The sequence below is a fragment of the Nitrospirota bacterium genome, from assembly GCA_023229435.1.
Taxonomy (GTDB): domain Bacteria; phylum Nitrospirota; class UBA9217; order UBA9217; family UBA9217; genus JALNZF01.
The window spans coordinates 14,821-27,858 of sequence record JALNZF010000033.1 but is presented as its reverse complement, the minus strand read 5'-3'; the positions used below and the strand labels follow the sequence as shown (position 1 = coordinate 27,858).

General features: G+C 55.3%; 8 protein-coding genes. All 8 read right to left on the bottom strand.

Features of this window, described 5'->3' with window-relative positions; all coding sequences use genetic code 11:
- On the bottom strand, positions 1-99 hold a 99-nt coding region (locus tag M0R70_15020; GenBank protein MCK9420674.1), incomplete at its 3' end, for a GTP-binding protein.
- Positions 100-152: 53 nt separating this feature from the next.
- The gene (gene fusA, locus M0R70_15015) at positions 153-2,246 is read right to left on the bottom strand and encodes an elongation factor G (protein ID MCK9420673.1); all 2,094 of its coding nucleotides are present in this window, start codon (positions 2,244-2,246) and stop codon (positions 153-155) included.
- Between the two features lie 32 nt (positions 2,247-2,278).
- Complete coding sequence (gene rpsG / locus M0R70_15010) at positions 2,279-2,749, bottom strand: 30S ribosomal protein S7 (GenBank protein ID MCK9420672.1); 471 nt, start codon at positions 2,747-2,749, stop codon at positions 2,279-2,281.
- 62 nt (positions 2,750-2,811) lie between these two features.
- Positions 2,812-3,183, bottom strand: a complete 372-nt coding sequence (rpsL, locus tag M0R70_15005) for a 30S ribosomal protein S12 (protein MCK9420671.1) — start codon at positions 3,181-3,183, stop codon at positions 2,812-2,814.
- A 208-nt stretch (positions 3,184-3,391) separates the two neighbouring features.
- Entirely contained in the window at positions 3,392-7,510 is a 4,119-nt protein-coding gene (gene rpoC / locus M0R70_15000) for a DNA-directed RNA polymerase subunit beta' (protein ID MCK9420670.1), read from the bottom strand.
- 97 nt (positions 7,511-7,607) lie between these two features.
- Positions 7,608-11,600: a DNA-directed RNA polymerase subunit beta gene (gene rpoB / locus M0R70_14995; protein ID MCK9420669.1), complete on the bottom strand. Its 3,993-nt coding sequence runs from the start codon at positions 11,598-11,600 to the stop codon at positions 7,608-7,610.
- A 226-nt stretch (positions 11,601-11,826) separates the two neighbouring features.
- Positions 11,827-12,198, bottom strand: a complete 372-nt coding sequence (gene rplL, locus M0R70_14990) for a 50S ribosomal protein L7/L12 (GenBank protein MCK9420668.1) — start codon at positions 12,196-12,198, stop codon at positions 11,827-11,829.
- A 76-nt stretch (positions 12,199-12,274) separates the two neighbouring features.
- Positions 12,275-12,787 carry a 50S ribosomal protein L10 gene (rplJ, locus tag M0R70_14985; GenBank protein ID MCK9420667.1) on the bottom strand — a complete coding sequence of 171 codons (513 nt, stop codon included), beginning with the start codon at positions 12,785-12,787 and terminating at the stop codon, positions 12,275-12,277.
- Between the last annotated feature and the right edge of the window lie 251 nt (positions 12,788-13,038).

The window sequence follows — 13,038 nt, the reverse complement described above, 5'->3', positions numbered from 1 at the left end:
CGTAATGGCCGCCGTCAAGGTCGTCTTGCCGTGGTCCACATGGCCGATCGTGCCCACGTTCACATGCGGTTTTGTCCTCTCAAACTTTGCCTTTGCCATGCTGTCCGCCTCCTGATCAAGAAGTGAAAAAAATAAAAACCGAAAGGATGAAATTACCTGGTCTTAACTGTCTCACCCTTTACCTTTGCAATAATCTGTTCTGAAATATTTTTAGGAACCTCTTCGTAGTGAGCGAACTGCATGGTATAGGTGGCCCTGCCCTGCGTCTTTGACCGGATATCGGTGGAATAACCGAACATCTCGGACAGCGGCACCTGCGCCGTGATAACCCTGCCGGCACCCCTCATGTTCATGCCCTGTACGCGGCCGCGGCGGGAACTAAGATCGCCGATGATATCGCCCATGTACTCCTCGGCACAAACAACCTCAACAGCCATGATCGGCTCAAGCAATGCCGGCGAAGCCTTGTTCGCACCTTCTTTAAAGGCCATGGAACCGGCGATCTTAAAGGCCATTTCCGATGAGTCAACATCATGGTAGGACCCATCGACAAGGGTGGCCTTTATGTCAACCATGGGATAGCCGGCAATTACACCGTTCTCCATGGCCTCTACGATGCCCTTCTGTATCGGCATAACGTATTCCTTGGGAACCGATCCACCGACAGTTTTATTCACAAACTCGAATCCCTTGCCCGGCTCCTGCGGTTCCAGTTCGAGCACGGCGTGCCCGTACTGACCACGGCCGCCGGTCTGACGAATATATTTGCCTTCTGCTGTTACCTTCTTGCGAATCGTTTCCCGGTACGCCACCTGAGGTTTGCCAACATTCGCGTCGACTTTGAACTCGCGTAACAGACGGTCAACAATGATTTCCAGATGAAGCTCTCCCATGCCCGAGATGATGACCTGCCCGGTCTCCTGGTCTGTCCTCACGCGGAACGACGGATCTTCCTGCATGAGCTTCTGGAGCGAGAAACCCAACTTTTCCTGGTCTGCCTTGGTCTTGGGCTCAACAGCCACATGGATGACCGGCTCAGGGAAGACCATGGCTTCCAAAATAACCGGTTTATTTTCATCGCAGAGCGTATGACCCGTAAGCGTGCTCTTGAGTCCTACCGCAGCACAGATGTCTCCGGAGTAGATCTGCTCTATCTCTTCACGCTTGTTCGCGTGCATTTTTAGCAGCCTGCCGACTCGCTCCCTCGTTCCCTTGGAAGAGTTGTACACATACGACCCGGATGTCAGCGTCCCGGAATAGACCCGGATGAACGTAAGCTGGCCCACAAAGGGATCGGTCATGATCTTGAATGCTATGCCGGCAAAAGGCTCGCTGTCGGAAGCAGTGCGAACCACTTCCTCGCCCTTGGGGCCGATGCCTGTTACCGGAGGGATGTCCAGCGGTGACGGGAGATAGTCCACTACCGCATCGAGCAACAGCTGCACTCCCTTGTTCTTGAACGCCGATCCGCAGATGACCGGAAAGAGGCTCATGGCAATCGTTCCCTTGCGGATCGCGGCCATGATCTCTGCTTCCGTAGGCTGCTCACCGTTCAGGAACTTCTCCATCACCGTGTCGTCAGCGTCGGCAATCTTCTCGATCATTTTATCCCGGTACTCTTTTGCCTTGGACAGAAGGTCTGCCGGGATTTCATCAACAGTATATTTGGCACCGAGGGTCTCGTCGTTGAACAGGACGGCCTTCATCTTGACCAGGTCAATGCATCCGCGAAACTTGTCCTCTGCGCCGATGGGGATCTGAATCGGCACCGGGTTTGCGCCGAGCCGGTCGATCATGCTCTGGACGCTCATATAAAAGTCCGCGCCGATACGGTCCATCTTGTTCATGAACGCAAGACGCGGAACTTGATACTTATCGGCCTGGCGCCACACCGTCTCGGATTGGGGTTCAACGCCGCTCACCGAATCGAATGCCGCAACTGCACCGTCAAGCACGCGGAGAGAACGCTCGACCTCGATGGTAAAGTCCACATGGCCGGGAGTATCAATGATATTGATGCGTTTGTCCCGCCAAAAGCACGTCGTCGCGGCCGAGGTGATGGTTATACCACGCTCCTGCTCCTGTACCATCCAGTCCATGACTGCGGTACCATCGTGCACTTCGCCGATTTTATAGGAAACACCGGTATAATAAAGTATGCGCTCGGTCGTCGTCGTTTTACCGGCGTCGATGTGCGCCATAATACCGATATTGCGTGTATTTTCGAGTGAATACTGCCTAGCCACAACATCCTCCGCTTCTCTGCAGAAACAAAACCTTACCAGCGATAGTGGGCAAATGCCTTATTTGCATCTGCCATACGGTGGATGTCTTCTTTCTTTTTTACTGCTGCACCAGTATTGTTCGATGCATCCAGGATCTCTCCGGCAAGTTTGTCTACCATGGACTTCTCAGGCCGCTGTGACGCATAGAGCCTGAGCCAGCGGTATGCAAGCGACATCTTGCGCGGCTGCTTCACCTCGATCGGCACCTGGTACGAGGCGCCACCCACCCGTCGCGACTTCACTTCAAGCGTAGGCTTTAAATTGTCTATTGCCTTCTTAAAAATGGCGATCGGATCGCCGTTTGTTTTTTGCTGAATTCTATCGAGCGCCTTGTAACAAATAGCCTCTGCCGTGCTCTTCTTGCCCTTGCGCATGAGCACGTTCACAAACTTCGCAAGCATCTGGCTGTGATATTTTGGATCGGGCAATGATTCTCTTTTTACAACGACACTTTTTCTCGGCATAATATGGTGTTCCTTCTCTTTTACATGTGGCGCCTTTCAGCGCGCCAATTAAGCTGCCACTGCTATTTGGGCCGCTTCGCTCCGTACTTGGATCGGCCCTGCTTACGATTTGCAACTCCGACGGTATCCAGCGTACCTCTCACTATGTGATAGCGCACACCCGGGAGATCCTTCACTCTTCCTCCTCGGATAAGCACGATGGAGTGCTCCTGCAGGTTGTGCCCAACTCCAGGAATGTAGGTGGTCACTTCCATCCCGTTCGTGAGCCTGACCCTCGCAACCTTCCGGAGAGCCGAGTTCGGCTTCTTCGGAGTCGTGGTATATACCCTGATGCAAACACCCCTCTTCTGAGGGCAGCTTCTGAGCGCAGGACTCTTGGTCTTTATGGCAGCCAGTGTTCTGCCTTTTCTCACAAGTTGACTAATGGTCGGCACGAGAATTACTCCTTATAATCACAGGGATAGCATATTTTTAAAAACGTTGAGTCAAAACCTGATGATTATACTGTCACATGAGCATATTGTCAAGTTTTTTTTTAGCGGGCGCATGTTATGTTTACTCACAGGTCCGACAATGCTAAAAAATGCCGCTTTCCTCGTCTCCGCGCTATCCAAATCTCCGCTTAATGATTTTACCTCAGCCTTACTCTGTTGGCTGGGAAACCTCTTCCTCTACAACAACATAGGTGTTCCGATATTCCGTCATGCCGGTTCCCGCTGGAATCAGCCTTCCCATGATCACGTTTTCTTTCAGACCGACGAGATCGTCCACAGCCCCTGTAATCGCTGCTTCTGTGAGCACGCGTGTTGTTTCCTGGAAGGATGCGGCGGAAATAAAGCTGTCGGTGGTAAGCGATGCCTTGGTAATGCCGAGGAGGATCGGTCGCGCTGTTGCCGGAATACCGCCCTTGGCAATCACAGCCTCGTTTTCTCTGGCAAAGGTAAATCGATCCACCTGTTCCCCGATAAGGAATGGTGCGTCTCCCGCTTCCTCGATCCTGACTTTGCGCAACATCTGGCGAACGATGACCTCAATGTGCTTGTCGTTGATGCTCACGCCCTGGAGACGGTAAACCTGCTGCACCTCGTCCACAAGGTACTTCTGGAGCTCTCGTGGACCGAGCACGCTCAGGATATCGTGGGGGTCAACCGGGCCGTCCATCAGAGGCTCACCGGCAGTGACCCAGTCTCCCTCGTGCACGTTTACGTGTTTACCCTTGGGTATCAGATATTCCTTCTCATTTCCCATCCCGTCCTTGACAAGGATGCGGCGCATGCCTTTTACGAATCCGCCGAACTCAATGGTGCCGTCGATCTCACTGATGATAGCCTGCTCCTTGGGCTTCCGCGCCTCGAACAGTTCCGCCACTCGCGGAAGACCGCCCGTGATGTCCTTGGTCTTGGTGGTCTCACGGGGGATCTTGACCAGGATATCTCCCGGGAAAATCTCCGCGTTCTTATCGACCAGGATATGCGCTCCCGCGGGCAACAGGTAACGCGCCACGACATTGGAGCCCGGTAATTTTGCGGTCTTGCCATGCGGGTCTTTGATCGAAATACGCGGTCTCAGGTTCTGGTTCGGGTAATCAATGATCACCTTGCGCGACAGGCCGGTAATCTCGTCAACCTCTTCGCGCATGGTAACTCCTTCGATGATATCTCCGAAGGCGATCTTTCCACCGATCTCGGTAAGAATGGGCAGTGAGTAGGGGTCCCACTCCACGAGTTTCTGGGCCACTTCAACTTTGTGGCCATCCTGGACCTTGATCCGGGCGCCATAGATGACCGCGTACTTTTCCTTCTCGCGGCCTGTCTCGTCGTAAATTGCAATGCTGCCATTCCGGGACATGGCCACGTAATCGCCTTCTTTATTCTTCACCGTGTTCAGGTTGAGGTATTTCATAGTGCCGGCGTTCTTCGCCTCGAGCACGGTCTGCTCAACCACCTTGCTCGCCGTACCGCCGATATGAAACGTCCGCATGGTGAGCTGCGTTCCCGGCTCGCCGATGGACTGCGCGGCAACAATGCCGATGGCCTCGCCGATGTCCACGAGCTTGCCGCGGCTGAGATCCCGTCCATAGCACAGCTTGCACACGCCGCGCAAGGACTGGCACGTGAGCACCGAACGGATCTTAACGCGGTCGATGCCGGACTCGTCGATCCGCTTGACGAGTTCTTCATTGATTTCTCTGCGCATGCCGACGATCACCTCTTTGGTGATCGGATCTTTGATGTCTTCAGCGGCAACGCGTCCGAGCAGACGCTCCGACAATGGTTCGATGATCTCTCCGCCCTCGACGAGCGACCCGACGAGAATGCCGTCGGTCGTGCCGCAGTCATCCTGGGTGATGATCACGTCCTGCGAAACATCAACGAGCCTGCGCGTGAGGTATCCGGAGTTCGCCGTCTTGAGCGCGGTATCCGCAAGACCTTTGCGCGCGCCGTGCGTCGAGATGAAGTACTGAAGCACCGTCAACCCCTCGCGGAAATTCGCGGTGATCGGCGTTTCAATGATCTCACCCGACGGCTTAGCCATGAGTCCGCGCATACCCGCAAGCTGCCTGATCTGCTGCGTGCTGCCGCGCGCTCCAGAGTCGGCCATCATGAAGATATTGTTGAACGACCGTGCCTCCTGAAGCTCCGATTTCTTGGCGGTCCCGATCTCGACCGCTTCCATGCCGAGCTCTGCCATCATTTCGTCGGCGATCTTCTCGGTCACGTTCGCCCAGATGTCGATTTCCTTATTGTAACGTTCACCGTTCGTGATAAGGCCTTCTGTATACTGGTGATGGATCTCCATCACCTCTTTTTGCGCTTGGTCAATGAACTTCTGTTTTTTGCTCGGGATGTGCATATCGGAAATGCAGATGGAAATGCCGGCGCGCGTGGCATACTTGAAACCGATCTCTTTGAGGTCGTCGATCAGAACCACCGTGCGGCGCAGCCCGAGCTTGCGGAAACACTCATCGATCAACTTCGCGAGTTCCTTTTTGTTCATGTCCCTGTTCACAGAGGAAAAGGGCATGCCTTCCGGCAGGATATCGCTGAACAGTACCCTGCCAATGGTGGTCTCTTCGATCTTGCCGTTGATGCGTACCCTGACTCGCGCATGGATATCGGCCATGCGCTGGTCATAAGCGATACGGACCTCATCCCTGCCGGAGAATATCTTCCCCTCTCCAAGAGCACCGGAACGGGACTTAGTAAGATAGTAGCAGCCAAGCACGATATCCTGCGACGGGACCGTTATGGGTCTCCCGTTCGCCGGTGAGAGGACGTTATTGATCGAGAGCATGAGCACCCGCGCCTCCAGTTGCGCCTCGACCGAGAGCGGGATATGGACCGCCATCTGGTCACCGTCGAAATCCGCGTTAAAAGCAGCGCATACGAGCGGGTGGAGACGGATGGCCTTGCCCTCGACGAGCACGGGATCAAATGCCTGGATGCCGAGCCGATGGAGCGTAGGGGCGCGGTTCAAAAGAACAGGATGTTCCTGGATCACTTCTTCGAGCACGTCCCATACCTCGGGCCGCTCGCGTTCGATCATTTTCTTGGCGCTCTTGATGGTCGTGGCGTAGCCCTTTTCTTCGAGCTTATTGAAAATAAAAGGCTTGAACAGTTCAAGCGCCATTTTCTTCGGCAAACCGCACTGGTGCAGCTTGAGGTCCGGTCCGACAACAATCACAGAACGCCCGGAGTAGTCCACGCGCTTTCCGAGCAGGTTCTGCCGGAACCGACCCTGTTTGCCCTTCAGCATGTCTGAGAGGGACTTGAGCGGACGCTTGTTTGGTCCGCGAAGCACCCGTCCGCGCCTGCCATTGTCAAAGAGCGCGTCAACCGCTTCCTGCAGCATCCGTTTCTCATTCCGGATAATGACGGAGGGGGCCTTGAGCTCCTCGAGCCGGTGCAGCCTGTTGTTCCGGTTAATGACCCTGCGGTAGAGATCGTTCAGATCCGAGGTGGCAAACCGGCCGCCCTCAAGAGGCACGAGAGGACGCAATTCCGGCGGTATCACGGGAATTACATCGAGGATCATCCATTCCGGCTTGTTGCCCGACTTGCGGAACGCCTCGATCACTTTCAACCGCTTCGTCAGTTTCTTTTTGGTGGCCATGGAGGTGGCCGTCTCGATCTTCTTGCGGATCTCTTCGGATTCACCTTCAAGATCGATTGCCTTCAGCATCTCTCGGATCGCTTCAGCGCCCATGCCCGCTTTAAAGGCATTGGAACCGTACTCAAGCAGTGCCTTGCGGAATTTTTCCTCTGTCAGGAGCTCCTTGTTTTTGAGCGGAGTATCACCGCCGTCGATCACTACGTAGCCTTCGAAATAGAGCACCTTCTCAAGCGCCCGGAGCGTCATGTCGAGGAGCGTGCCGATGCGGCTCGGAAGACCCTTGAGAAACCAGATGTGAGCAACCGGCGAAGAGAGCTCGATGTGACCCATGCGCTCGCGCCGCACCTTGGACTGGATCACCTCGACGCCGCACTTGTCGCAGACGATGCCGCGATGCTTCATGCGTTTATATTTGCCGCAGAGACACTCCCAGTCCTTGATGGGGCCGAAAATCTTGGCGCAGAACAGGCCGTCCCGCTCCGGCTTGAACGAACGGTAGTTGATGGTCTCCGGCTTCTTCACCTCGCCATAGGACCATTCCTTGATCCGCTCGGGCGAGGCGATCTTGATCCGCATGGCATCAAAACTGATGTCTTTCGGTTTTTCGAATAAGTTCATGACATCCGTTCTGGTTTTATTATCGTACATGTGTTTGTCTTCCACAGTGAACCTCCGTGTGCAAAAGCGCTAAATCCAATAGTTCTTATCGGACTGATGAGTCTGATCGGACCGATATTTTCCCTTTCTATCGTGCCGATGAAATCTTCTCGAGCCCGATCACCCGTTCCCGTTCGTTCTTGCGTTCGATGAGTTCGACATCCAGACACAAGCTCTGAAGCTCCTTGATAAGCACATAGAACGATTCCGGCAGACCCGGCTCAAGTGTGTTCTCTCCCTTCACGATCGCCTCGTAGATCTTGGCCCGTCCGGACACATCGTCTGACTTGACGGTAAGGAACTCCTGGAGACAATAGGCCGCGCCATAGGCCTGGAGCGCCCAGACTTCCATTTCGCCGAGGCGCTGGCCGCCGAACTGGGCCTTGCCGCCAAGGGGTTGCTGCGTCACGAGCGAATAGGGCCCGATAGAACGTGCATGCAGTTTGTCGTCAACAAGGTGGTGCAGCTTCAGCATATACATGTAGCCGACCGTAACCGGTCTGTTGAAAGGCTCTCCGGTGCGGCCGTCGTACAGAATGGACTGGCCGGTAATGGGGAGTTTGGCCTCTTTCAGGAGCGAGCGTACCCGGTCCTCTGATGCGCCGTCGAACACGGGGGTCGCCACATGCAGACCGAGCGCTTTCGCGGCCCAACCGAGATGGGTCTCCAGGATCTGTCCCACGTTCATACGGGAGGGCACGCCGAGCGGGTTCAGCACGATCTCCACCGGGGTGCCGTCGGGAAGGCAGGGCATATCTTCTTCGGGCACGATCCTCGATACCACGCCCTTATTCCCGTGCCTGCCAGCCATCTTGTCGCCGACAGAAAGCTTGCGCTTCATGGCAACGTACACCTTCACCAGCTTCACCACGCCGGGAGGCAGATCGTCGCCGCGCTTCAGCCTGCCGATTTTTTCATCATAGATGGTTTCAAGAATATTCAGCTGGTTTTCCGAGTTGTCCAAGATCTCCTGCAGCTTTGCCGGATAGTCTTCCGACTCGACCTTGATCTTGGCAAGATCCTTCTCCGGCAGCTTGTCGAGGATCTCAACGGTGATCTTTTTCCCCTTGGCCAATTCGGTCTTGCCGGTCTTGGAGTTCACCACTTTATCGGCGACCGTCTTGCCGGCCAGTATCCGGCGGATGCGTTTATACCGGTCCTCTTTGACCGCACGCAGTTCATCCTGATATTCCTTCTGGAGCCGCGCGATCTCTTCGCTTTCCTGGGTCTTGAGGCGCTCATTCTTGTCCTCACCCTTGCGCGAGAAGACTTTGACGTCGATCACCGTTCCTTCGATACCGGGAGACGCGTAGAGGGAGGCGTCCCGCACGTCTCCGGCCTTTTCGCCGAAGATCGCGCGGAGCAGTTTTTCTTCGGGCGTAAGCTGCGTCTCGCCCTTAGGGGTCACCTTGCCGATAAGGATATCGCCGGGCATGACCTCGGCGCCGATGCGGATGATGCCGTTCTCGTCGAGGTTCCTGAGCGTCTCTTCGCCGAGGTTCGGGATATCGCGCGTGATCTCTTCCTTGCCGAGCTTGGTGTCCCGGGCCTCGATCTCGAACTCTTCGATATGAATGGAGGTATAACGGTCTTCCCTTACGATCTTCTCGCTGATGATGATCGCGTCCTCATAGTTATATCCGCTCCAGGGCATGAACGCCACGAGCACGTTCTGGCCAAGCGCAAGCTCGCCGAGATCGGTGGCTGGACCGTCGGCGATCACCTGTCCCTTCTTCGCCTTATCACCCACGCGTACGATCGGCTTCTGGTTCATGCAGGTATTCTGGTTGGAGCGATAGAACTTGGTAAGCGGGTAGGTGTCGATGACCGTCCGTCCTTTTGCGTCCTCGCCCTTGATCGTGATGCGGGTGGAGTCCACGGCCTCAACGAACCCGTCGCGTTTTGCTGAAACGATCGCACCCGAATCCCTGGCTGCGACCCGCTCCATGCCCGTACCGACGACCGGCGCCTGCGGACGGAGAAGCGGCACCGCCTGGCGCTGCATGTTCGAGCCCATGAGCGCACGGTTCGCATCGTCATTCTCGAGAAAGGGGATGAGCGCAGCCGAGACCGAAACGATCTGTTTCGGCGACACGTCCATATACTGCACTTCCTCTGCGCTCACCAGCTTGAACTCGCCGCCTACACGCGCAGACACGCTTTCCACGGTGAACTTGCCGCGGCTGTCGAACGGGGTGTTGGCCTGGGCGATCACGTAGTTCTCTCCGTCCACGGCTGAAAGATACTCGATCTTATCTGTCACCTTACTGCCCTTCACCTCCCGATACGGCGCTTCAATGAAACCATAATCATTGACCCGCGCATAGGTGGCCAGGGAAACGATGAGACCGATGTTCGGACCTTCCGGCGTCTCGATCGGGCAGATTCTGCCATAGTGGGTAGTGTGTACGTCGCGCACTTCGAATCCCGCGCGCTCGCGCGTGAGTCCGCCGGGCCCGAGCGCGGAGAGCCTGCGCTTATGCGTGATTTCCGCCAGCGGGTTGGTCTGGTCCATGAACTGTGAGAGCTGGCTGGAGCCGAAAAATTCCTTAATAGCCGCGATCACCGGCTTGGGGTTGATGATGTCGTGCGGCATGAGCGTATCGATGTCCTGGAGACTCATCCGTTCCTTGATGGCGCGTTCCATGCGGGCAAGACCGACCCGGATCTGGTTCTCGAGGAGCTCGCCCACGGACCGCACCCGGCGGTTTCCAAGATGGTCGATATCATCCACCTCTCCTTTGCCGGTACGGAGATTCACGAGATAGCGGATCACTTCGACAACGTCCTGCGCCGTGAGGGTGGTCTTGTCGATCGGGATATCGAGTTTGAGCTTCTTGTTGAGCTTGAGCCTCCCTACATTCGAGAGGTCGTATCGCTTGGAATTAAAGAACATGCCGGAGAAGAGGTTCCGCGCCATGTCAATCGTCGGCGGTTCTCCCGGCCGCATTTTCCGGTAGATCTCGAGAAGGGCATCGTCCGACGACTGCACCTTGTCGGAGAGAAGCGTGTCCCGCATTGCCCCGATCACGTGGATGCCGTCCATGTAGATCACTTCCAGCTTTTCCACCTTCGTGGCGACAATCCGGGCCAGGAACGCCTCGGTAATCTTGTCATTCGCGTTGAGAAGCACCTCTCCCGTCTCCGGATCGATAACATCGCGGAGCACGATACGGTCGATGAGTTCCTCGCGCGGAATCGGTATCTCGGTGATACCCGCGGCTTCCATCTTCTTGATGGCAACACGGGTGATCTTGGCGCCTTCCCTGACGATCTGTTCGCGGGTGTTCTTGTCGTTGATCGTGATGGGGGCCTTCATGCCGACCAGCGCGTCTGCGAGGATCCCTCGCGTGAAGCTTTCTTTCTTGATCCTGATGTCTTCGATGGGATAGTACATCCGGAGCAGGTCTTCGTTGGAATAACCGAATGCCTTGAGCAGGATCGTGGCGGGAATCTTCCTGCGCCGGTCGATCCTCACGTGTACGATGTCTTTGACATCAAATTCGAAGTCGAGCCATGAACCGCGGTAGGGAATGATCCGGGCAGAGTACAGGATCTTGCCGCTCGCATGGGTCCTTCCCTTGTCATGGGTGAAGAATGCGCCGGGTGAACGGTGAAGCTGGCTCACCACCACGCGCTCGGTCCCGTTCACAATGAACGTTCCGGTCTCCGTCATGAGCGGGAGGTCTCCGACATATACTTCCTGCTCTTTAATGTCCTTCACCCGCTTGGTAGCGGTCTGCTCATCCTTCTCGAAGAACACAAGCCGCGTCTTGATTTTGAGCGGCGCAGCATACGTAGAGCCACGCTGCAAGCACTCCCAGAGGCTGTACTTTGGTTCACCCAGCGAGTAGCCGAGGTAATCCACCATCGCGGTCTCGTTGAAATCGTAGATGGGATAAACGCTCTTGAACGCCGCCTGGAGTCCAATGTCCCTTCTCTTATCCGAGGCGGTATCTTTCTGAAGAAAGGAATCATAGGACCGTTTTTGGATCTCTATCAGATCGGGAATTTCCAGGATCGTGGGGATCTTGGAAAAATCCTTACGTACGCGGACAAGCTCTCTTTTTTCCTTTGACATTATCACACCCCTCATACCGCATTGAAATGCAAAATGAAAAATGTACCCGGTGACAAATGCAGAGCCGCTCACAGCTCCTTCCATTTTCCACTTTGCACTTATACGTTACCTAGTATTCATGAATCTCATTCGGCTCCGCAAGCCCTATCCATAAACGCAAAAAGTCCTTTGCCCTCCGGACCTATGCCGGAGGGCAAGGACTTGTCAAATGAAGCTTGTTCTTGTCTTACTTTACCTCGACGGACGCGCCTGCTTCGGCCAGTTTCTTCTTCATGGTCTCGGACTCTTCCTTGGTGACACCGGTCTTCACCGGCTTGGGAGCGCCTTCAACCAGGTCCTTTGCTTCCTTGAGACCGAGGCCGGTGAGCTCGCGCACCACTTTGATCACGTTGATCTTCTGGGCGCCCGCAGCGACCAGGACCACATCGAATGCTGTCTTTTCCTCAGCCGCTGCTGCGGCCGGCGCACCGGCTGCCGCCATTGCCACGGGCGCTGCCGCTGATACGCCCCACTTCTCTTCGAGCATCTTGCTTAATTCCGCAGCTTCAAGAACGGTCAGTCCGCTCAATTCATCAACTATCTTCGCTAAATCCGCCATGTTATTCCTCCTGAAAGATTATGATATTCTGTCGGATCTGTCCGATTTGTCCGATCCGTCCGACTTGTTAGCCTAATTAACCCTTGTCCGCCTTTGCCTTCATGACCCTGGCGAGCTGACCAGCCGGGGCCGCAAGCACACCGACCATCCTCGATGCCGGCGCCTGGAGAAGACCTACGATCTTCCCGCGGAGCGCATTGAGCGATGGCAGGGTTGCCAGCGCTTTGATGTCCGCCAGCTGGAGCAGCTTTCCGTCCAGCACGCCGATCTTGAGCACAAGCTTTGTCTGAACCTTGTTGAACTCGAAGAGCACCTTGGCCGGAGCCACCACATCATCAAATCCGAGCGCAATGCCCACGGGACCGACAAAAGAGTCTTTGAGCGGTTCGAGGGTGGTTCCTTCCACTGCTTTCCTCGCCAGCGTGTTTTTTACGACCCGGTATTCAACCTTGGACGTGCGCAGCTTCGCACGAAGGTTCGTGATCTGCTCCACGTTGATCCCGCTGTATCCGGTGATGATGGCGGTCTTGGCACGGGCAAACTTCTCATGCAACTCATCAATTGCTTCCTTTTTTTCCTGCTTATTCACACGATCCTCCTTTCTTTCAAGAATTCCCGATGACCAGCCCAGGAATCTCAAAAGAAAGTGATGGCATCCAGCACATTCTTTTTACCCGGGTCTCGGCAGGCCCCAGTACGGGATTAAGCCAAAAAGGATATGGATAAGTCCCCTTCGGTACCTGCTGTCTCGGACCGCACCCCTCGTTGTTCAGGGGTCGACCTTTTGTTACTACAAAAAATTTATTATCTCTGTCCGGAATCCTGACGTTCAGAATGTCG

Excerpts from the sequence above, each read along its gene's own strand:
- rpsG (MCK9420672.1), bottom strand. The coding sequence starts at position 2,749 with ATGCCGAGAAAAAGTGTCGTTGTAAAAAGAGAATCATTGCCCGATCCA.
- rpoC (MCK9420670.1), bottom strand. The coding sequence starts at position 7,510 with ATGTACGATAATAAAACCAGAACGGATGTCATGAACTTATTCGAAAAA.
- rpoB (MCK9420669.1), bottom strand. The coding sequence starts at position 11,600 with ATGTCAAAGGAAAAAAGAGAGCTTGTCCGCGTACGTAAGGATTTTTCC.
- rplL (MCK9420668.1), bottom strand. The coding sequence starts at position 12,198 with ATGGCGGATTTAGCGAAGATAGTTGATGAATTGAGCGGACTGACCGTT.